Here is a 21186-nt window from a genome sequence, read left to right on the forward strand (position 1 = left end):
GGTTTTGACGACACCTTGACGACACCGGGCGTGCCGCGGCCCGCGGGAGCCGCTCGTCCGCCGCAGTCCGTGGAGAGGTCGGCCGGCCCTCTCAGCGGGCCGGCGGGACGAGGACGGTGCGGTCGAACGGGCCGCCGTGTGCGGCGGCGTACGCGACGGCCTCGTTGACGGCGTCGAGGCCGAACGACCGGACCCGTTCGGGGGCGAGGTCCTGGGCGCCCGAGGCGAGGAGCCGGACGATGCCGACGTTCGCCGTCCGCGGATACATCCACTGACCGCGCACGGTGATCGAGTTGCGCATGATCCACGGGTAGGGAAGCGCGAGGTCCGCGCCGCCGAGCATGCCGACGCCGCCCATGAGGACGACGCGGCCGTACTCCCGCACCGTCATGGCCGCCGTGCGCGCCACCGAGCTGGGTGCGCCCGGCGGGAGCAGGTCGATCACCATGTCGATCGGGCCGTCGCCCGCCGCGGACATCGCCGCCCGGTCGCCGGGCTCGTCCCCCGTGAGCGGGACCGGGCACACGCGCGGGCCGAACCGGTAGGCGAGGAGGTCGAGCGCGGCCCGGTTGCGGCCCGGGGCGACCACACGGCCCGCCCCCATGGCGAGCGCGAGCGCGACCGCACTGCTGCCAAGGTTGCCGGTGGCCCCGCTCACCAGCAGCGTCTCGCCGGCTGCGAGTCCCCCGGCCAGCAGCCCGCCGTAGGGGGTGACGTGCACGCCGAGCGCGGCCCAGCGGGCCGGGTCCTCCCCCGCCGCCGCGGGCAACCGGAACACGTTCTCCGTAGGGACCCGCATGAGCTCGGCGAACGATCCGTCGTGCAGGTACCGGGCCAGCCGCGCGCCGCCCTCGCCGCGGGCGCTCCAGCCCTGGAGCGTGATGTCGGGCGTCAGGGCGTCGTCCCGCGAACGCACCGTGCAGTCGCACCACACCAGATCGCCGGGACCCAGCCGGGTGGCGTCCGGGCCCACGTGGACCACCCTCCCCACGCCGCCGATGCCGGGCACGACGGGAGGCACGAGCGGGTAGTTCCGCTCGCCGCTGAAGACCTCGGCCGCGTACGGGGCCACGCAGGTGGCGAGCATCTCGACGACGGCGTGCGGCTCACCCCCGCGGGTCTGGCCCTGCTGCGCCACGCCCGCACGATCCTGGACTGCCTGACCGCGGCCGAGCACGACCTCACCGGCACAGCCCCGCGGACCGAACCGGTGCGCCTCGGACTGTTCCTGAGCGCGGGCGCGGCCCTCCTGCCTCCCTCGCTCGCCCGCCTCGCGGCGACCGATCCGCAGATCACGGTCACCACGACCGAGGGCACCACGCCCGCCCTGGTCCGGGCCCTGCGTGCGGGTTCGATCGACCTCGCCGTGCTGACGTCCCGACCGCCCCACCGGCCCCCGGACGGCGAGTCGCCGCGCCTGCACGTCGAGACCGTCGCGGACACCGAACTGGTCGTGGCGGCGCCGTCCACCGGAGAGTTCGCCGGCCGCACCGCGGTGCACGTCGACGACCTGGTCGACGCCCCCTGGATCGCCGCCCCGCCGTCGACCGCCGAACCGCTGCTCGGCGTCTGGCCCGGGCTTCCCGGCCGGCCGCACATCGTCCACTCCGCGCGCGACTGGCTGACGAAGCTCCACCTGGTCGCCGGCGGCTTCGGGGTGACGACGGTGCCCTCCCGGCTCGCGCCGATGCTCCCGCCCGGGGTGATCCTGCTGCACGTCGAAGGCGCACCACCCGAGATCCGCCGGGTCCTCGTGGCCCGTCTCCCCGGCCGCCCGGCCCCGGCGGTCACGGCCGTCACCCGCGCGATCGTCTCGACCGTCTGACACGTGGCGCCGTCGGATCCGGAGGGAGACCTCGGCGCCGCCCTCGGCGAGGAGGCCGGCAGGGCGCCGGCTCCTCGCGTCAGGGTCGCGTCAGAGTCGTCTCAAGGACGCCGGGCGGCCCGCCGAGCGGGCGTCAAGGAGCGCTCTGCGCAGAGAGATCCGGTGCTTCGCTGGACGGCGTTCCCCGTCCCCGTCGACGGCCGCCCCGCTCCCCCGGGAAGCGGCTCCGGAAGGTCCCCGAACACCGATGCGCCGCTCGGCCCTCACGCCACCCGACACCACCACCGACGCGGCCGCGCCCCGGCCCGATCGGTTCCGCCGCCCGAAGGGGCCGGGTACGGAGCCGACGCCCCCGCATCCGGGCCACCGCCCCGGCCCGTCCCGGACCGGCCGGCGCCGGCTGATCACCGGACGCCAGCTCCGGGAGGCCCTGCCGGCCGCGGTACGCACGTTCCACCCGCGCACCATGGCGAGGAACCCCGTCATGCTGGTGGTCGAGACCGGCTCCGCCCTCACCACCCTCACCGCCCTCCTCCACCCCGGCGTCTTCGCCTGGATGATCAGCTTCTGGCTCTGGCTCACCGTGCTGTTCGCCAACCTCGCCGAGGCCGTGGCCGAGAGCCGGGGCAGGGCCCAGGCCGACTCCCTGCGCCGGGCGCAGGCCGGCACCACCGCACGCCGCCTCCTGCACTGGCGGGGTGCAGGACGGGCTGCCGCTGTCGTCCTCTTCCACCCCGCCCGCCTCCCCGTCCATGCCCACCACCGGGCGCGTCAGGGACCGGCGGAGCCAAGGGGGCGCCGGAACATCAGGGCGTGCACCGTGAAGCGGGATCCGTCGAAGTCCGCCCGGCCGGCCGCCCGCCGTTCCTTCAACAGGCCCAGCATGGTGTCCTTGTGCTCCGCGTAGGTCAGGAGCGGGATGTCCATCTCGAAGATCTCGAGCGTGTGCGTCTCATAGCCGCGCCCGGTGAGCTGCGCGACGGTCCGGGGGATGTCGGCGAGCGAGGAGTGCGCCATGAGCAGGATGCCGCCCGGTGCGAGGAGCGTGTCCATCCGCTCGACCACGGCGTCGTACATCGCGCGGCCTCCCTCCTTCGCGACGAGAGCGGTTTCCAGGCCGTCTCCCCTCGCATAGCCGGGGTCGTGCGGCAGGTGCGGCGGATTCGTGATCACCAGGTCGAACGTGCCGTGCGGTGCGTAGTCCTCCACCGGCGAGGTGACACAGGTCAACCGGGTGGCGTCGAGACCGTTGGTCAGCACGTTCGCCACGGTCTGGGCCGCGGAGGCCGGGTTGATGTCGAGGGCGGTCACCCGCTTGGCGCCGGCTGCGAGCAGGGCGACGCTGTAGAGGCCTGAACCGGCCCCGATGTCCAGGGCGTTGACGCCGTTCAGGTCGGGAGCGTGGTCACCGTTGAGGGCGGCGATGAGGCTCAGCCCGCAATCGGTGGGGAAGAGGACCTCGGCGGGGTCCTCCACCGCCAGTTGCAGACGCATGCCACGGAACTCGAAGATCCCGCACGAGGGACGGGACTGCCACAGCGAACCGCTCTGGCCGGCGGGCAGGGTGCGGCGCCGCGGCAGCGTCCGGGTCGGAGCGTGGGTCATCGCGGTGTGGACCTTTCGGGTTGGGGAAGCGGCTGGCGGGGTCCGAGGAGCGCAGGCGTCCGGGACTCCGGCGGATCAGGGACCGGTCGGCGCTTCTCGGGATGTCGTGACGCCCGGCCCGTCGGGCCGGTCAGTCGGCGAGGGCGGACAGCACGGTGCGGACGGCGTCGTCGGCGATCCGCCGGCCGCGAAGCTCCGGGACCAGGCCTTCGACGTAGCCGAAGTTCCAGGCGAGCCGGCCGTGACTGGTGGTGGCGGTCGCCACGACGGCGCCCACCACCGAGATGCCCGTGACGAACTGTGCGTCGGAGACGCGCCACGAGCCGACCTGTTCGGGGAACTCGTGGCGTCCGACATTGGACAGACAGAGGTTGATCGGCCCCTTCTCCTCCATGAACCGCATGAACGCCTCGCTGTCCGCCGTCGACTTCGGCCCCGCCCAGCGCGGCAGGCTGAGCATGGACAGGTGCTCCCGGCGCCTTCGCCGTCGCACCAGGTCCTGGCTGATCGCCCGGGCCGCGGGCCACAGGGACCCGTCCGGCTCGTAGCGGACGCGGGTGGGCACCGTGGCCACGAAGGTGCCGACCTCGTCGGGGGCGACGGCCGGATCGAGGTCCCCGCGGAAGTCGACCGGCGAGCCGATGGAGAACCACGTGCTCGGCGGGGCTCCGGCGTCCCGCGCGACGGCCGTGACCATCGCGGCGGCCAGGGCCCCGTGGACCGTGGTGCCGTGCCGCCTGGCCGCCAGCACCAGTTGTTCCAGCTGCTCGGCGGTCAGGAGCCGGTGCACCATCCGCGTGCGCCGTTGCCCGAAGGGGACCGGGCGGCTGGGGACGACGCGCTGGGCGGGGTCCCGCCGGGCCGCCTGTCGGTCCCGCAGCATCATCAACCCCAGCCCCGCGGCCCCCGCCGGGCCGCGGTGGCGGCGCGGGAGGAGGTCCTCCGTCGCGGGCAGTGCCCGCCACGAGGCGGCGTGCGGCGGCGTACCGGCATCGGGTTGCGCGGCGAGCTCGATCCACTGCCTCAGCAGGGACAGGCACGTCCTTCCGTCGGCGATGCAGTGCGAGGCCGTCAGCACCAGGTCGTGGACGTCCCTCTCACCGTCCGCGCCGTTCCGTCCCGAGGTGATCACCACTGCGCGCAGCAGTGGCCCGGTACGCCAGTCGACGCTCCGCGCGAGCTCGTGGTCGTTGACCTCGCGCTCCCACCGCGCGTCGGCGGCGGGATCGTCCGCCGCTACGTCGACGTGCCGGAGCGGGATCCGCCGCCCGTCCACCGGCACGAACACGGGGTCCGCTCCGGTGCCGCGGTCGGCGATCGCGACGCGCAGCAGGGGGTGCCGGACCTGGAGGACGTCCAGCGCGCGGCGCAGCAGCGACGGCGGCAGGTGTCCGTGCACACGGACCCGGGCGATGACGTTGAGGGGCGAGGTCCGGTCGGCGATCCAGTACCAGCGCTCCAGGGGGCTGAGCTCGCGCCGGACCTCGATCGGTTCGGCGGCCGGGATTCCGGGGAACGTGAGGGCCTGCACGGTCTGCCGGACGAGGACGCCGCGGGGCACCGACCGGAAGTAGGCGTCCCGGGCCAGCCGCCGGCCGCGGCGGTCCTCCTGGGCGACGTCGCTCGCGGCGTGGGACGCGGCCACCATCGCCCTGGTGCGGTCGCGCCGCCGCCCTTCGTAGACGCGCAGGGCCGACACCGGGTCGTCGGCCGTCGCGGGCTCGGTGAGGGTGCGGGCCAGGACGACGGCGTCCTCGATGGCCATGGCCGCCCCCTGTCCGAGGGTCGCCAGCATGGGGTGCGCCGCGTCCCCGAGGAGCGTGACGGGGCCGTCTCCCCACCTTTCGAGGAAGGTCCGGTCGTGGGAGGGCACGGTGAGGACGTCCTCCGGCGGCGTGGCCTCGATCACCGCGCGCACCTCGTCGGCCCAGCCGGCGAAGGACCTCCCGAGGGCGTCCTTGACGCGGTTGGCGCCGTCCCCGCCGGCCGGATCCCCGACCGTGGGCAGCGCCGCCCACCAGTAGCAGCGGCCGTGGCCGATGTCGATGAGGCCGAACCGCCGGCCCCTGCCCCAGTAGTGGCGCACGCTTCCGGTGGTGACGCGCGGGTGCCGGAAGGAGGCGATGCCCAGCCGGTAGAAGTAGCCGCTGTCCCGCGGCGCTTCGGGGCCGGCGAGCTGGCGCCGCACGACCGAGTCGAAGCCGTCGGCTCCGACCAGGATGCGGCCGCTCGCCGAACGCCCGTCCGCGAAGCGGACGGTGACACCGGCGTCGTCGGCCTCGAAACCGGTGGCGGCCGCCCCCAGCTGGACCGGGCAGTCCGCGGCCTCCGCCAGCAGGGCCTCCTGGAGGTCCGTACGGCTGAGGCAGACACTGGGCGCGCCCACTCGCCCGCAGGCCTCCTTGAACGGCAGGTCCCTGATGCGCCGGCCGCGCGGGTCCGTGATCGTGAACGACTCCACGGTCTGGCCGCGTTTGTCCAGGCCGAGGTCGATGCCGAGGGTGGCCAGGGCGGTGACGGCGTTGCTCATGACCGACATGCCGGAGCCGGCGGCGCGCAGCTCGGTGGCGCGCTCGTACACCTCGACGTCGATGCCGACGCGCCTCAGGGCGACCGCGCAGGTCAGACCGCCGATGCCGGCGCCGATGATCAGGGCTTTCACGGGGGGCTTGGGTGACACTCTTCCTGCCTTACCGTGCGGTGGGGACGGCGTCGGTTCGCAGGAGGTCCGCGACGCTTCGGGCGACGTGTGCCACGTACGGTTCCTCCATGATCGTCAAGTGGTCGCCGGGGACGCCGACGACGTGGATCCGCCCGCCGGTCATGTCGCTCCAGCCGTTGCAGGGGTCCTGGTGGCGGCTGCGGGCGGCACGGTGCATGGCGTCGAGGACGGCGGGCAGCGGCTCCGTGGCGCGGATCAGCGTGAGGTCGTGGTCCTCCAGCGGGGGCCGGTAGGCCAGCGCCGCCTGCCAGTTGGCCCGGTAGACGCGGAACAGCCGGCGGATCAGGGCCGGGGAGCTGCCGGCCGGCAGGACGCCGCGCTCGCTCGCGACGCGGGCCATGAAGGCGAACTTCTCCTCCGGCGAACGGAGTCCGTCGGGAATGGCCCGCGCGGGCGAGTCGCTGCCGTCCCGCAGCCAGAGCAGCTCGTGGAAGAACCACTCCAGCACGGCCTCCTCGCGGTGCGGAGCGCGCGGCCCCCGGGCCAGTGCGGTGGTGTCCAGCACCAGCAGGCGGGTCACCTCGTCGCCCGCCGCCCGCAGCCGGCGGGCGATCTCGAAGGCGACGAACCCGCCGAAGGACCACCCCCCGATCGTGTAGGGGCCCTGCGGCTGAACCCTCCGCAGGGCGGTGAGGTAGCTGTCCGCCAGCTCCTCGACGCTACTCAGCGGTGTGGTGCCCGGGTCGGCGCCGGCAGCCTGGAGCGCGTAGAGCGGCTGGTCGTCCGGGAGGTGCCGGGCGAGGCGGACGTAGCAGAGGACGTTGCCGCCCATCGGGTGGACCATGAACACCGGCGGACGGGTGCCCTGCGGACGGACCGGCACCAGCGGGTCGTACGAGGCTCTCGCCCCGCCGTCGCGCAGCCGCTCCGCGAGCCCCGCACAGGTGGGTGTCGCGATCAGCTGCGCCAGGGGGATGTGCACCCGGTAGCGCTGTTCGATCCGGCTGACCAGCCGCATCGCGGTCAGGGAGGTGCCGCCGAGCTCGAAGAGGTTGTCGTGCACCCCCACCGCGTCCAGGGACAGCGCGTCCGCCAGCATCTCGGTCAGGGCCTGCTCGTACGCGTCGCGCGGCCCTGCGTCGAGGGTGCGGACCGGGACGGTCAGCGGCGCGCGGCGCAGTGCCGCGTCGTCCCGCTTGCCGCTGGGGGTCAGCGGGTACCGGGTGACCCACTGCAGGTGGGAGGGGACCATGTGGTCGGGCAGGGTCGCACGGAGGTGCTCACGGATGGCGGCCAGGTCCTCGTCCGTGCCCTCGCCGAGGAGGAAGGCGGCGAGGAAGACCTCGCCGTCCTCGCGCCGGCGGGCCACGACTGCGGCGTCGCGCAGCCCGGGGTGCCCCGGTGCCAGGGCGGTGGCGGCCAGTTCCACCTCCGCCGGCTCCACGCGGAAGCCGCGCACCTTGACCTGGGTGTCGGCACGGCCGAGGAAGACGACGTCGCCGCCGGGGAGCAGCATCCCGAGGTCGCCCGTGTAGTACAGCAGGCGGTCGGCGTCGGCGAAGGGCTGCGGGAGGAAGCGCTCCTTGGTCAGGTCCGGGCGGCCCTCGTAGCCGTCGGCCAGGCAGGCGCCGCCCAGGTGGATCTCGCCGCGGGCCCCGGCCGGGACCGGACGCATCCGCTCGTCCAGGACGTGCACCTCGGCTCCGTCGATGGCCTTGCCGATCGGTGGCAGCACGGGGAAGGCCGCCGGGTCCCCGGTCATGGTGAACGCGGTGACGACGTGCGTCTCGGTCGGGCCGTACTGGTTCTCCAGCACCACCCCCGGCAGTCGGGCGCACAGCGCGCGGACCTCCGGGGTGACGCGCAGCTGCTCGCCGCAGAGGATCAGCACCCGCAGGGCCCGCGGGGTGAATCCGGACGTGGCCACGGCTTCGGCCAGTTGTTGGAGGGCCACCGGCGGGAGGAAGGCCTGCTCGACGCGCTCGCGGTCGAGCAGGCGCAGCAGGGCGGGCATGTCGCGCCGCTCGCCGTCGCCGGCCAGGCACAGCGTGCCGCCGGAGCACAGGGTGGAGAAGATCTCCTGGAAGGAGATGTCGAAGCTCAGCGGTGCGAACTGCAGGGTGACGCCGCCCGGGACGGCGCTGGGCGCCGGCCCGTTCTGCCAGGCGACCAGGCCGGCCAGGGTGCGGTGCGGCATGGCGACGCCCTTGGGGGTGCCGGTGGAGCCCGAGGTGAACAGGACGTACGCGGTGCTCCCGGGGGCGACCCCGGCCTGCCGCTCGGCCACCGTGACGGTGGGGCCACCGGCTCGGGCCTCGCCCGCCGGCACCGGTGTGGTCGCCGTCTCGGCGGGCAGCAGCAGCGCCGGGTCGCCGGCGAGGTGGGCGTGCGCGGACCCGGCCACGACGCGGAAGGGCCGGGCCTGCTCCACCATCGTGGCCAGCCGGGCGGCGGGGTAGCCGACGTCCATCGGGACGACGGCGCATCCGGCCCGCAGGACGCCCAGGAGCACGGCGACGGTGCGCGGGGAGCGCTCCATGGCGATCCCGATCCGGGCGTTCGCCGGGGCTCCCAGCGCGCAGAGCCGCGCGGCGACATGCCCGGAGGCCTCGGCGAGGCGCGCGTAGGTCCACCGTTCCTCGCCCATGACCAGGGCGGTCGCGTCCGGAGTCCGGGCGGCCCGGTCGGCGATGCGCGCGACGACCGTGGGGTGCTCACCGGCCCGGGCGAGCCTCGGCCGGGGGGCGAGGAAGGCGAAGTCCGTTTCACCGTGCGGCTGTTCCAGCATCCGACGCAGGATGCCCAGGTAGGCGGACGCGAAGAGGTCCCCCTGTTCGGCGGAGAACGTCGCGCCGTCGCAGTCGATCCGCAGCCACATCCCGCTGCCGTCCGGTTCGGTGACCGCGTTCACCAGGAGCCGGAGGTCGTTCTGCTCCCAGGTGTCGAACGCCGTCAGCCGCAGGTCGGGCAGGCGGATGACGTCGGCGAGCTGATGGAAGTGGACGTGGTTGAAGGCGGTGTCCACGACGGGCCCGCCGTGGTCCTCCTGGATGGCGCTCAGCGGGTAGTGGCGGTGGGGGTGACCGTCCTGTTCCTGGTGGAGGCCTTCGCGGGCCACCTCCAGCCAGCTCCGCCCTCCGGTGCCCAGCCGCACCGGCACGGTGTTCAGGAACAGCCCGGCGATGCGCTCCGCCCCGGCCAGCTCGGGCCGGCCGTGGGTGATCAGGCCGGTGGTCACCTCCCGGGTGCCGGCCAGCGCGGCGAGCGTCAGGCCGTGCGCCGCGAACAGCACGGACTTCACGGGCAGGGCGTGTTCGGCCGCGAAGTGCCGCACCTGCTCGACGAGGGCGCCGGGAAGGTCGACCCGCCGCGAGGCGGGCCTGGCGGCGCCACCGGGCCTGTGCGGTGCGAACGCCTCGATCGGCAGGGGCTCGCAGCCGGTCAGCTTGTCCCGCCAGTAGCGTCGGGTCTCCTCCGAGCGCAGGGCGGTCTGCTCCTGGCGCACGTGGGTCGCCACCGAGGGAGGCGGGGTGTCGTCGACCGGGCCGATGTCCAGGCCGAGGCCGTGGGCGTAGTCCTGGAGCAGTTCCCGGAGCAGGGTGGCGACGCTGCCGCCGTCCAGGAGCGCGTGGTGGAAGCTGAGGACCAGGTCGACGGTGGAGGGCCGGATGTGGGCGCGGAACAGGTAGAGCGGCGCCCGGTCGAACGCGTACGGGTGGTGGCGGCGTTCCTCGACGTGCGCGCGCACCTCGGCGTCGGCCGCGGCGTCGTCGAGCGGACGCAGGTCGACGGTCTCCAGGGCGCCGTGCACGCGGGGGTGGACGACTTGGAGCGGTTCGGGGCCGGACAGGTCGAAGGCGGTTCGAAGGGCCGGGTGCCGCGCCGTCAGCCGGTCGAGGGCGCGGCGGAACTCCTCGTCGTTCCAGGGCATGTCGAGGGTGTACCGGAACACGTCCCGGTACCTGGCCGAGGATTCGTGCCTGCGGCTGTGGAAGAGCAGGCCGAGCTGGAGCCTGGTCAGCGGGTAGGCGTCCTCGGCGTCCCGGAGGCGTGCGCGGTCCACGTCGGCCACGAGGGCGAACGGAGCCGGCAGAGCTTCTGTCCCGCTCGGGTCGTACTCGACGGTGCGAACGGCGAGGCCGGCCACCGTCGGGTTCCGCAGGAGGTCGGTGAGCGAGAAGCGCAGGCCCCGGGCCTCCGCCTCGGCACGCACCCTGAGCGCCAGGATGGAGTCGCCACCGAGGGTGGAGTAGTCGTCGTGGATCCCCACGGCCTCATGGCCGAGCACGCGGGCCCAGACCTCGGCCAGGACGGCCTCGGTGGGATTGCGCGGCCGGCCGCCTACGGCGTCCCCGAGGGTGTCGTCCGGTGACGGCAGCGCGGCGTGGTCGGTCTTGCCGTTGGGAGTCAGCGGGATCCCGTCGATCCGGGTGAACGACGCCGGGACCATGTGCACCGGCAGCGTCCGCCCGAGCCGTTCGCGCAACAGCGCCGTCCCGATCCGGGTCTCGGCGACGTAGTAGCCCGCCAGCACGGTTCCCCGGTCGTCGGGGGCGGTGCGGCCCACCACGACGGCGTCCCGTACGCCGGGGACGGTGCGCAGGACGGCGGCCACCTCGGCGGGCTCGACGCGGTGACCCCGGATCTTGACCTGGTCGTCGAGACGTCCGAGGTACTCCAGGGTGCCGTCCGCGAGCCAGCGGGCCAGGTCCCCGCTGCGGTAGAGGCGGCCGCCCGGTACGAAGGGGTCGGCGCCGAACCTCTCGGTGGTCAGCTCCGGGCGGCCGAGGTACCCCCGGGCGACACCGACGCCGCCGATGCACAACTCGCCGGCGACCCCGACGGGCTGCGGGAGGTCGTCGGCACCCAGCACGTACAGCCTGGTGTTGTCGATCGGCCGGCCGATGGGCACCCGCGCGACGCCGCGGGCGGAGCCGCCCGGGCAGTCGTAGGACGAGACGTCGACCGTGGCCTCGGTCGGGCCGTACAGGTTCACCAGCCGCACCGGGTGCTCGGCGCCGGGCTCGCGGCCGCACTGCGCGGCCACCCGGTCGAACTGCTCGAGCCCGGCCGCGGGCAGGGCTTCGCCGCTGCAGAAGACGTGCCGCAGGGTCCGAACGCCCTCGCGGGCCTGCGCGGACTCCTCCAGCAGGTCCAGGAACGGACCGAGCATCGACGGGACGAAGTGCACGGCCGTGACCCGGTGTTCGCGGATCGCCCGCAGGACCTCGCGCGGGTCCCGCTGGCCGCCGGGTGGCAGCATCGCCACGGTCGCGCCCTCGACGGCCCACCAGAACAGCTCCCACACCGAGACGTCGAAGGAGACCGGCGTCTTCTGCAGGAGGACGTCCCGGTTCCCGAGCGGGTAGCGGCGCTGCATCCAGGCGAGGCGGTTGACCACGCTCCGGTGCTCGACCATCACGCCCTTGGGCTGTCCGGTCGAGCCGGAGGTGTAGATGACGTAGGCGAGGTCGCGGGAGGTGGCGAGCGGCTCGACCGGTGCTGCGCTGCCCACCAGCAGGCCGCCGATGCGTCGCACGCCCGCCTCGCCCGCGGGCAGGCCGGTGGGCGCGTCGTCGTCGACGATGACCACCTTGGCGCGGCTGTCGCGCAGCAGGAAGCCCACCCGCTCGGCCGGATGCCCGGGGTCCACCGGTACGTAGGCGCCGCCCGACTTCAGGACGCCGAGCAGCGCGACCAGCAGCTGCGGCCCCCGTTCCATCATCACCGCGACCCGGTCGTCCGGGCCGACGCCCTCCGCGCGCAGGGCCCGCGCGAGGCGGTTGGCCCGCGCGTCGAGTTCGGCGTAGGTCAGCGTCTGCCCGTCCACGGCGGTGACCGCGGTCCGGTCCGGGTGGCGGGCGGCCCGTGCCTCGAACAGACCGTGCAGGGTCGCCTCGTCCGCGAAGGGCACCTGCGGGCCGCGGGCGCGCCCGACGGTGAGGTCCCCGTGTTCGGCGGTGGTCAGCATGGGGATCTCGCGGAGCGGGTGGTCCAGCAGGTCCAGACCGCGCGCCAGGAGCGTGGTGAGGTGACCGGCCACGGACGCGACGGGCAGGTGCTCGTCGAAGACGTCACGGGCGTAGTCCAGGTCGACACGGATCTCGGCCGTGTCGTCGAAGGCGGACACCACGACGCCCAGCGCGTCCTGGTCGTGCGAGGGCGCCATGAGCGCCGTCCGCCGCTCGAATCCGGGGATCCGGTCCGGCCTGGGCCAGTGCATGTAGGAGAGCGTCACGTCGAAGAGCTGCCCCGCGGTCCGGGCCGGCCCGGACCGTGCCCGCAGGACCTCGCCCAGCGAGAGCCGCTCGTGACGCCGGAGCGCACCGGTCGCGTCCCGGAGCTCGGCGAGCAGGTCCCGCAGGGTCCGCCCGCCGTGTGCCGCGACCCGCAGCGGCAAGGTGTTGGCGAACTGCCCGAGGACGACCTTGTGCCGCTCGGTCGGACGGTTGAGGAAGGGAACCCCGAGGACCACCTCCCCGCTTCGGTGCAGGCGCGTCAGGTACGTACCGAGCACGGCCGCGACGTAGCCGAACGGCGAGAAGCCGGCGGCCCGGACCCGGCCGACGAGGGCACCGTCGATCACGAACGAGTGGCGACCGCGTCCACGCGGCCCCCTGTCCGTCGCACGCTCGAACAGTGCGGGTGCGACGCCGTCGAGGTAGTCCCGGTAGAAGGCACGGTCACGGTCGCCGTCCGCGCCGGCGTGGTGGGCGGCGTCCTCCTCGACGAACGCCAGGTAGGAGGGCGCCCCGCCGGCGCTCCGCTCCGGGTCGCAGCGCTGCGCCCGGGCGTAGTCGAGGAGGATCTCCTGGCCCAGCCGGTGGAGCGTCCAGCCGTCGGCCACGATGTGGTGCGCCTTGACGTGCAGATGCGTGACGTCCGGGCTCTCCAGCAGCAGTGTGGCTTCGACCAGCGGGCCCTGCGTGAGCGGCAGGGCGCCCGCCATCGAGCGGCGCATCCACTCGGCGCAGGCCGCCGCCGGCTCGGGTTCCCGCGACAGGTCGACCACGGCGACGGGGGCGGCCTCGTGCGCCACCCGCTGGGACGGGATCCCGCCGCTCTCCTCGAAGCGCAACCGGAACGTCTCGTGGCGGCGCAACGCGCGCGCGGTGGCGGCCGTGAGCCGGTCACGGTCGACCTCGCCGTGCAGGCGCTCGTGGAGCACGCAGTTGAACTGCGGTGACTCCGGCGCCTGCGCGCCGGCGGACCAGAGGTCGCGCTGGTACGCCGACAGCCGGTGCGGGGCCTGGTCGTTCATGCCCACGTGTCGGGGTTCCCTTCGAGCCGGACGGGGATCTCGCGGTGCCCGTTGAAGATGATGGAGGGCAGCGGGGTGAGGTGGTCGGGTGCGACGGCGAGGTCGAGCCCGGGGAAGCGGGAGAAGAGCGCCGGGAGGGCGATGCGCCCTTCGAGACGGGCGAGTTCGGCGCCCAGGCAGTAGTGGGGTCCGTGGCCGAAGGCCAGGTGGTCACGGGTGGTCGCGCGGGTCACGTCGAACCGGCCGGCGTCAGCGCCGTGCACCGCGGGGTCGCGGCCTGCTGCGGCGTAGTTGATGACGAGGGCGTCGCCACGTGCGAAGGTCATCCCGGTCGTCTCGTCGTGCAGGTCCTCGGTGGGGAAGCGCAGGATGAAGTTGGCGACCGGGGCCTGGTGGCGCAGGGTCTCCTCCACCACCTGCTCCCAGCCGACCCGACCCGACACGGCCAGCTCCAACTGGTCCGGGTGGGTGAGGAGGTTGACCACGGCGTGGTCGAGCATGCAGGCCGTCGTCCCATAACCCGCGCCGAGCAGCATCAGGATGCTGTCCGGCACTTCCTGATCGCTCAGCAGGCCCTCACGGTGGGTGTCGAGCAGGGTGGTGGCGAGGTCGTCGCCGGGGTGCTCGGTCTTGACGGCGATGAGGTCGTCGGAGAGCCGGGCCACCTCGGCGGTGATGGCGGCGGCCTGCGCCGCGGACAGGTTCGTCTCGAAGACGCTGTCGTTGACGGCCTGGAACCCGTCGTACATGGTCTCCGGCAGGCCCACCAGCGCGGCGACCGTCAGCCACGGCAAGCGGGCGGCGAAGTGTGCCCGGAGGTCCACGATCCCGTCCGGGGCGGCTCCGGCGGCCTCGGCGAGGCGGTCCAGCAGCTCGGAGACGGTCTCCTCGATCCGCGGGGCGAGGTCGCGTACCCGGCGGGCGGTGAAGGCGGGCACCAGTGGACGGCGCAGCCGACGGCGATCGGGGCCGTAGGCCGTCTGGACGGTGCGGATCTCGATCCAGATCTGCAGCGGCCATCCGGAGGGGAGGTCGCCGCCGAGATAGGCGGGCCAGTGCAGTCGGGCGTCCTTGGAGACCCGGGGGTGGACCAGCAGACGCCGGACGAGGCCCGGGTCGGTCACCGACCACGCCGGCACACCGCCCGGCAGTACGACCCTGGCGGCGGGCCCCAGCGCACGCAGCGCCGCGGTCTCGCCGTGGATGTCCGCGGCACCGCTGTCCAGGGGGAAGGGACAGCGGCTCGGGAGGGGCATGGAGGACAAGGGTGGTGACCTCGTTCGTCGGGACGATGTGGATGAGCGGCCGTCCGGGGTGTGTTGCGTGCTCGTGGACCTCGCCGGGCGCTCGTGATCGCGGGTGCCAGGCGAGGCGGCTCCACCACGAGGGCGCGAACCGGGGCCGCCGCTGTTGGTGTGCGACGGCCCGAAGCGACCCCGCCCTCCGCCGAGTGCCCGGCTCGCCCATCGGGCGTCGAGTCGAGCTGTCACCAGGCGAGTTGGGATGCGCGGGCGGGGTCACTTCGGGCCCTCATCGGTGAGGCCTGACCGCACGGTCACGGACGCGCGCGGTCAGGCCGGAGCCCGTTCCGCTCAGACGTGCCCGAAGAACAGGCTGCCCGGTGCGTCCGGGTTGTCCGAGAGGAAGTGCTCGCGCACCGCACGGATGAACTCGTGGCGCGAGATCGCGCCGTCCCCGTCGGTGTCCAGCTTGATGAACGTGTCCATCGCGTCAGGCGCCTCGACGCGCCACACGTCCTTCAGGAACCGGGCGAACTCCTCCTTGCTGATCTCGTTGTCACCGTTGACGTCGATGACGTCGAAGACCACGTGCCCGGCACCGTCGGCCAGGTTGATCCGGCTGGTGTCCATGCTGGCGAGGCGGTTGGCCAGGACGAACTGGTCCTTCGCCAGCCGGTCCTGCTGAACGCCGGCGTGGCGCAGGATCTCCAGCCAGTACGTCTGGAAGAAGGAGTGGAGCGCCCTGGCGCGGCGGTCGTCCTTGCCGAGCTTGTAGGCCTGGATGTAGCGGTCGGCGAGCTTCTGGTAGTCCGACCAGTCCACGTAGCCGTCGTTGTCGGCATCCATGCTGTCGAATGTACGTTCGAGCTTGATGGTGATGACGTCCTGCGTGGCAGTAGCCATGTCACGTCCTCGCTTGTAGGGGGTGTGCACGATCGTGCACGATCATCATTGGTTCGCCCACGGGCGGAATTCAACGCGACGGGGCGGCCCGTCCCGCGTTTCACTCCTTCGAGCGGCGTTACCTCGCCAGCATTGACACAGCCCTCGCGCCGCGGCCCGCGCCGCACCAAAACCCTGTGTTCATCCCGGATTTGATCGCCGGCTCCCCCTACTGTGGGGGCCGCCCCCCTCCACGTCCTGCCGCCAGGAGGAAGTTCGTGTCGAATTCGTCGGCCCCGACGCCACCCGCAGGCCGGGCCGTGGTCATCACCGGCGCCTCCTCGGGCCTGGGGAAGGCCTGCGCGCTCCAGCTGTCCCGGGTGGGCTTCCACGTCTACGCCGGAGTCCGGCGCCCCGAGGACGGCGAACGGCTGCGCGCCGCCGCCACCGGACGACTCACCCCCGTGGTCCTCGACGTGACGGACGAGGAGTCGGTCCGGAACGCCGTGCGCGCGATCGCCGAGCCGGCCGGCACGGCGGGGTTGTACGGGCTGGTCAACAACGCGGGCATCGCCGTCACGGCCCCGCTGGAATGCGTACCGCACGAGCTGATGAAGCGTCAGATCGAAACCAATGTGATCGGTCAACTGCTGGCCATCCAGAGCTTCCTCCCCCTCCTGCGAGCCGGAGTCGGACGGATCGTCAACGTCACTTCGGGCCTCGGGAACGTCGCCATCCCCTACCTCGGCGCCTACGCAGCCGCCCAGTTCGCCAAGGAGGCCCTCAGCGACGCGCTGCGCCGGGAGCTCGCCCCGCAGCGGATCCCCGTCGTGGTGGTCCAGCCCGGCGCCGTCCTCACGCCGCTCTGGGGCAAGATGTCCGACGAGGGGAACCGAGCGCTGGAGAGCGCCCCGGCGCCGGTCCAGGACCTCTACAGCGGCACGTTCCCACGGTTCATGGAGGCCAACGAGACCTCGGCCAGGACCAGCCGCACGACCCCCGACGACGTCGCCCGGGTGGTCTTCCGCGCCCTGGTCACCAAGCGGCCCAGGACCCGCTACGGCGTCGGCCGCGACGCGGTCGGCAGCCGCGTGCTGGCCCGGCTGATGCCCGACCGGGCGATCGACCGGATCCTCAACGGCATCGTCACATCCGCCCGTTGAACACGAGCTGCGCGAATCCCCCCACACAACACCACGAGAGGAAAGTCGGAATGACCACGTCGCAGGAACTGAAGGACCTGTTCACCCACAGCCTGGACCTGCTGTCAGAGGCGAGGATCGAGGAGTGGATCGACCTCTTCGCCGAGGACGGAATCCTCGAATTCCCCTACCCGGCCTGGGGTCTGCCCTCCCGCATGCAGGGCCGGAAGGAACTGCTCGCCCAGATGACGATGTTCCGTGAGCAGCTGAAGGTCGACTTCTCCGAACCCGAGTTCTACACCGCCGACGCGGACGACCTGGTCATCGCGGGCTTCACCGGCGAGTGCACGCTGCTCGCCACCGGCGGCCAGTACCTCCAGACCTACCTGTCGGTGGTCCGCTTCGAGCAGGGCCTGATCGCTCTCTACCGTGACTTCTGGGACCCCTGGTCCGTGATGGCGGCGGCCGGCGGCGAGCTCGCCTGGAAGCAGCTGTTGCCGACGATGGCCCGGGGTTGACCACCCCGCTCGCCCCCTCCCTCCCCGCGCATGTCCGCGCCCATTGCATGTGAGCCACTACCCCGCCGCGAAGGGGATCACCATGACCGAACCGTCAACGACCGCACCGTCAACGACCGAACAGTCGGCGACCGCCATGGACGAGCTGTGGAAGCTGGTGTACACCAGCTTCCGGTTCCCGTTCCTGCACGCCGCACTACGCCTGGAATTGTTCGCCCTGCTCAGAGAGCGGCCGGGCAGCACTCTCGACGAGATCGTCGCCGCGCTGGGGCTGGAGGAGCGTGCCGGTCACGTGTTGCTGCTGGGATGCTGCGCGTTCGATCTCGTGCGCAAGGACGGCCAGGCGTACTACAACACCGCCGCGACCGATCTGGTGGCAGGCGATCCCGGCGAGTTCATGCCGGTCATCGTCCGCTACACGCACGAGATGTTGTACCGGCCGATCGGCTGGCTCTACGAATCGCTGGTGCACAACGACAACCTGGGGTTGCACCGCGAACTCCTCGCCGGCTCGTCGGCGACCACGCTCTACGAACGCCTGGCCGAGGACGAGAACCTCGAGAAGCTGTTCACCGCCATGATGGAGCACCAGAGCCGCTCGGCGGTCGAGGACCTGGTCAATGCCCTGGACCTCTCGCCGTATCGCCGTGTCCTGGACGTCGGCGGGGGCACCGGTACCAATGCCATCGGCTTCGTCCGACGCTGGCCCGACCTCCGGGCAACCATTCTCGAACTGCCGAACGTGGCGAAGACGGCGAACGACCGGATCGCCGAGGTCGGCCTGTCCGAGCGGATCCGCGCGGTCGGAACCGACGTTCTGCAGGACGAACTCCCCACGTCCCACGACTGCGTCCTGTTCTCCCGCTTCCTGGAGATCTGGTCTCCGGAGCAGGTCCGCGACCTCTTCGAGCGGGCCTACCGGGCGTTGGAACCGGGCGGTCACCTGGTGATCGTCACCTGCGCCCAGGAGGACGACGAGACCGGTCCCGTGCACGCCGCGTTCCTGTCGGCGTACCTCCACACCGTCGCATCGCCCGAGGGCCGCACCTACACCCCGCGGGAATTCGAGCAGTGGTACACCGAAGCGGGTTTCGAGCCGCTGGACCGCCAGACCTCCGGGCGGTTCGACGTCGTTCTCCGCGCCCGCAAGCCGGTGTCCGGCTGAGCCCGACCTCACCGGGATGACCCCGGGTGTGCGGTTCCGCTCGTTCCGCCGGACTTCTGCGCGACGGTGGCGGCCGCCAGGGGCCCGGTGGGGTCCTCCTGCCGGGCCGACGGGCCCCTTGCCCCCGGCAGACCGACCAGTACGCGCCTAGGCTGGTCAGTGGCGTCGGGCGAGGCACGGAGGATTCCTTGGGCAGCGATGCGGAGCAGTCCGCCCCAGTGCCGAAGCTGCGGCTGGACGAGCTCCTGGACGAGCTCCAGGGCCGGTTGGACGCAGCCCGGGGTACCCGCGACCGGGTGCACAGCCTGTTGGAGGCCGTGCTCGCGGTGGGCCGTGATCTGGAGCTGGCCCAGGTGCTGCGGCACATCGTGGAGGCGGCGGTCACCCTGGTGGACGCCGAGTACGGCGCGCTCGGCGTGATCGGCGAGGACCAGCGGCTCTCGCAGTTCATCCCGGTCGGCGTCACCGACGGCCAGGTCAGGCTGATCGGCTCGCTGCCGTCCGGCCACGGGGTGCTGGGTGAGCTGATCCGCCACCCCGAGCCGCTGCGGCTCGCGCGGATCTCCGAGCACCCCGCGTCCTACGGCTTCCCGGCCAACCACCCGCCGATGGGCACCTTCCTGGGCGTGCCGATCCGGATCCGGGACAGGGTCTTCGGCAACCTCTACCTCACCGAGAAGCGCGGCGGCGCCGAGTTCGACGCCGAGGACGAGTCGGTGCTCGCGACCCTGGCCGTCGCCGCCGGCGTTGCGATCGACAACGCCCGGCTCTACGCCCGGGCCCGGCAGCGGCAACGCTGGCTGGAGGCGAACGCCGAGATCACCCGCAGCCTGCTCTCCGGAAGCGGGGAGCAGGAGGTGCTGGACCTGCTGCTCGCCCGGGCCACCGAGATCGCCGGCGCGGATCTCGCCGTCGTCGCTCTGCCGCTCGCGGACACCGGTGAGCTGGGGGTGCGGATCGCGGTCGGTCTCGGCGCGCAGCAGCACCGCGGGCTGGTGCTCCCGGTGGAGGGCTCGTTCGTCGGCGCGGCCGCGCGCACCGGCGGGCTCGTGGTGAGTCCCGACGTCCGGAAGGACCCCAGGATCACCGTCGGCCCACCGCGCTGGCAGGGCCTGGGTCCCGCGGTCGCGGTACCCATCGGCACCTCCGAACGCGGGATCCGCGGTGTGCTGATGCTGGCCCGGGCGGCGGGCGCACCGCTGTTCGAAGAGGGGGAGTCCGGGCCGCTGCTGGGCTTCGCCGGCCAGGCGGCGGTGGCGATGGAGCTCGCCGAGCACCGCCGGGACTCCGAGCAGATCACCCTGCTGCGGGAACGCGACCGGATCGCCCGTGACCTGCACGACCTGGCCGTCCAGCGCCTCTTCGCCACCGGGATGACCCTCCAGGGCGCCACGCGCTTCATCGAGCACCCCGAGGCCACCGATCGGGTCCTGCGGGCGATCGACGACCTGGACGAGACCGCCAAGACCATCCGCGCCACCATCTTCGGCCTGCGCCTGCGCGAGTCGGGCCCGGCGGCGGCCGGCCTTCGGGCCCGGCTCGTCGAGGTGGCCGAACGCGCCGCCCGCGCCCTCGGCTTCGCCCCGGCCCTGCGGATGACCGGCCTGATCGACGTCACCGTCCCCGCCGACATCGCGGACGCCGCCGTCGCCGTCCTGGAGGAGGCCCTGTCCAACGCCGCCCGCCACGCGCAGGCCGGTGCGGTCGGCGTGTCGGTCACCGCCGGACCCGAGCTGGTCGTCGCCGTCACGGACGACGGCGTCGGCCTTCCCGAAGGAGGCCGCCGCAGCGGCCTGGCCAACCTGGCCGACCGCGCCGCCGCTCTGGGCGGCACCTTCACCGCCCGCCGCCGCCCGGAGGGCGGCACCGCACTGGAGTGGCGGGTGCCGCTGCCGAAACCCTAGGCCTCCCCCTCCAGGACGTCCCCGGCGGGCAGACGGGGCGTGGGGGCGCCCTCGGGACCGTAACCCAGGCGGATCAGCATCTGGACGTAGCCGGGGGGTCGGCGCGGATCGCGGGTCTCCCAGCGCAGGTGGGGCCACTCCATCGCCTGGTGGAGCAGGGAGGCGCGGACGCCGTGGACAGTGGCGGCGAGCAGGACGTGTTCCAGGCCGATCCCGGCGCGCAGCCAGTCCGTCGGGGTGTCGCGTTCCGTCGTGAGCACGGCGATGCGCGGCTCGTGTTCGAAGGTGGCGGGCGTCCGGTGTTCGGCGGGGCGGATGGCGGCGAAGTCCCGCATGGGCAGCTGACCCATGCGGTCCTGGGGGCCGAGCGCACCGGCCGGGATGCCGTAGGGCGGCACGTTCCCGCTGCGGATCCAGGCCCGACTCTCCGTCCGCTGGGCCTCGTCGGTGGTGTTGCGGCGTTCGGCCTCCGCGGTGAGGTGGAGCAGCCGGGCCGTCTCCTCGTGGTCGGGCAGCCGGAGGGTGGTGTCCTCCGTTCGGGCGACCGCCACGAGGTGGTCGAGTACCGCCGGCGCGAGGGGTTCGTCGGTGAAGGGCGTGCGGACGGAGTGGCGGTGCCAGATCGCCTCGTAGAGCTCCTCCGTGCCGGGCAGCGCCGCCGAAGCCGGGGTGTCGAGGCCGACGGCGGCGAACAGGTCCGGCTCGGCCGGGTCGGGGAGCAGCCGCACGTCGGGGGCCCAGCCGAGGTGGCGGGCGGCGATCCGCAGGTTGAGGACGGCCGCTCCGACGGAGATGTGCATCGCCCGGCCCCGGGGGTCGGCGGCCGGGACGGCCCGTTCGCGGGCGGCACGGACCTCCAGCGTCGAGGTGTCGGGCTGGAGTCTGAACCGCCAGGGCTGGCTGTTGTGGATCGAGGGCGCGGCGACCGCCGCGGAGACGAGCTTCTCCAGTGCGGCGGCGTCGAGGGTGAGGGTGGTCATG

11 protein-coding genes and 1 pseudogene are annotated in these 21186 nt (G+C 73.3%); 5 read left to right on the top strand and 7 right to left on the bottom strand.

The features are described from left to right. Positions 1-91 precede the first annotated feature (91 nt). Positions 92-1087, bottom strand: a complete 996-nt coding sequence (locus ACFYUY_RS27635; RefSeq protein WP_387904567.1) for an alcohol dehydrogenase catalytic domain-containing protein — start codon at positions 1085-1087, stop codon at positions 92-94. Between ACFYUY_RS27635 and ACFYUY_RS27640 the strand changes: the two are divergent. Next, positions 1088-1825, top strand: a pseudogene (locus ACFYUY_RS27640) (LysR substrate-binding domain-containing protein); the annotation flags it as partial. Between the two features lie 771 nt (positions 1826-2596). Here the strand turns inward: ACFYUY_RS27640 and ACFYUY_RS27645 are convergent. From ACFYUY_RS27645 to ACFYUY_RS27665, 5 genes are all read right to left on the bottom strand, one after another. Next, positions 2597-3430: a methyltransferase gene (locus ACFYUY_RS27645; protein ID WP_387904570.1), complete on the bottom strand. Its 834-nt coding sequence runs from the start codon at positions 3428-3430 to the stop codon at positions 2597-2599. 130 nt (positions 3431-3560) lie between these two features. After that, positions 3561-6092: an FAD-dependent monooxygenase gene (locus tag ACFYUY_RS27650; RefSeq protein ID WP_387904573.1), complete on the bottom strand. Its 2532-nt coding sequence runs from the start codon at positions 6090-6092 to the stop codon at positions 3561-3563. A 28-nt stretch (positions 6093-6120) separates the two neighbouring features. After that, positions 6121-13353, bottom strand: a complete 7233-nt coding sequence (locus ACFYUY_RS27655) for an amino acid adenylation domain-containing protein (protein ID WP_387904777.1) — start codon at positions 13351-13353, stop codon at positions 6121-6123. Further along, complete coding sequence (locus ACFYUY_RS27660; protein ID WP_360213283.1) at positions 13350-14609, bottom strand: cytochrome P450; 1260 nt, start codon at positions 14607-14609, stop codon at positions 13350-13352. Before ACFYUY_RS27660 ends, ACFYUY_RS27655 begins: the two co-directional genes overlap by 4 nt. Positions 14610-14945: 336 nt before the next feature. Then, positions 14946-15497, bottom strand: a complete 552-nt coding sequence (locus ACFYUY_RS27665) for an EF-hand domain-containing protein (protein ID WP_360213285.1) — start codon at positions 15495-15497, stop codon at positions 14946-14948. 257 nt (positions 15498-15754) lie between these two features. On the opposite strand from ACFYUY_RS27665, the gene ACFYUY_RS27670 reads away from it, so the two are divergent. From ACFYUY_RS27670 to ACFYUY_RS27685, 4 genes are all read left to right on the top strand, one after another. Continuing rightward, complete coding sequence (locus tag ACFYUY_RS27670) at positions 15755-16639, top strand: SDR family NAD(P)-dependent oxidoreductase (RefSeq protein ID WP_387904576.1); 885 nt, start codon at positions 15755-15757, stop codon at positions 16637-16639. A gap of 50 nt (positions 16640-16689) precedes the next feature. Further along, positions 16690-17136, top strand: a complete 447-nt coding sequence (locus tag ACFYUY_RS27675) for a nuclear transport factor 2 family protein (protein WP_360213289.1) — start codon at positions 16690-16692, stop codon at positions 17134-17136. 82 nt (positions 17137-17218) lie between these two features. After that, on the top strand, positions 17219-18301 hold the full coding sequence (locus tag ACFYUY_RS27680) for a methyltransferase (protein WP_387904578.1): 1083 nt from the start codon (positions 17219-17221) through the stop codon (positions 18299-18301). Positions 18302-18489: 188 nt separating this feature from the next. Next, positions 18490-20205 carry a GAF domain-containing protein gene (locus ACFYUY_RS27685; protein ID WP_387904580.1) on the top strand — a complete coding sequence of 572 codons (1716 nt, stop codon included), beginning with the start codon at positions 18490-18492 and terminating at the stop codon, positions 20203-20205. Here the strand turns inward: ACFYUY_RS27685 and ACFYUY_RS27690 are convergent. After that, complete coding sequence (locus tag ACFYUY_RS27690; protein ID WP_360213295.1) at positions 20202-21185, bottom strand: Acg family FMN-binding oxidoreductase; 984 nt, start codon at positions 21183-21185, stop codon at positions 20202-20204. The two genes, ACFYUY_RS27685 and ACFYUY_RS27690, sit on opposite strands and share 4 nt — an antisense overlap. Position 21186: the final 1 nt, after the last annotated feature.

It is taken from the genome of Kitasatospora sp. NPDC004745, assembly GCF_042873275.1.
Classification (GTDB): domain Bacteria; phylum Actinomycetota; class Actinomycetes; order Streptomycetales; family Streptomycetaceae; genus Kitasatospora.

Excerpts from the sequence above, each read along its gene's own strand:
- ACFYUY_RS27635 (WP_387904567.1), bottom strand. The coding sequence starts at position 1,087 with ATGCTCGCCACCTGCGTGGCCCCGTACGCGGCCGAGGTCTTCAGCGGC.
- ACFYUY_RS27645 (WP_387904570.1), bottom strand. The coding sequence starts at position 3,430 with ATGACCCACGCTCCGACCCGGACGCTGCCGCGGCGCCGCACCCTGCCC.
- ACFYUY_RS27655 (WP_387904777.1), bottom strand. The coding sequence starts at position 13,353 with ATGAACGACCAGGCCCCGCACCGGCTGTCGGCGTACCAGCGCGACCTC.
- ACFYUY_RS27660 (WP_360213283.1), bottom strand. The coding sequence starts at position 14,609 with ATGCCCCTCCCGAGCCGCTGTCCCTTCCCCCTGGACAGCGGTGCCGCG.
- ACFYUY_RS27665 (WP_360213285.1), bottom strand. The coding sequence starts at position 15,497 with ATGGCTACTGCCACGCAGGACGTCATCACCATCAAGCTCGAACGTACA.
- ACFYUY_RS27675 (WP_360213289.1), top strand. The coding sequence starts at position 16,690 with ATGACCACGTCGCAGGAACTGAAGGACCTGTTCACCCACAGCCTGGAC.
- ACFYUY_RS27680 (WP_387904578.1), top strand. The coding sequence starts at position 17,219 with ATGACCGAACCGTCAACGACCGCACCGTCAACGACCGAACAGTCGGCG.
- ACFYUY_RS27690 (WP_360213295.1), bottom strand. The coding sequence starts at position 21,185 with ATGACCACCCTCACCCTCGACGCCGCCGCACTGGAGAAGCTCGTCTCC.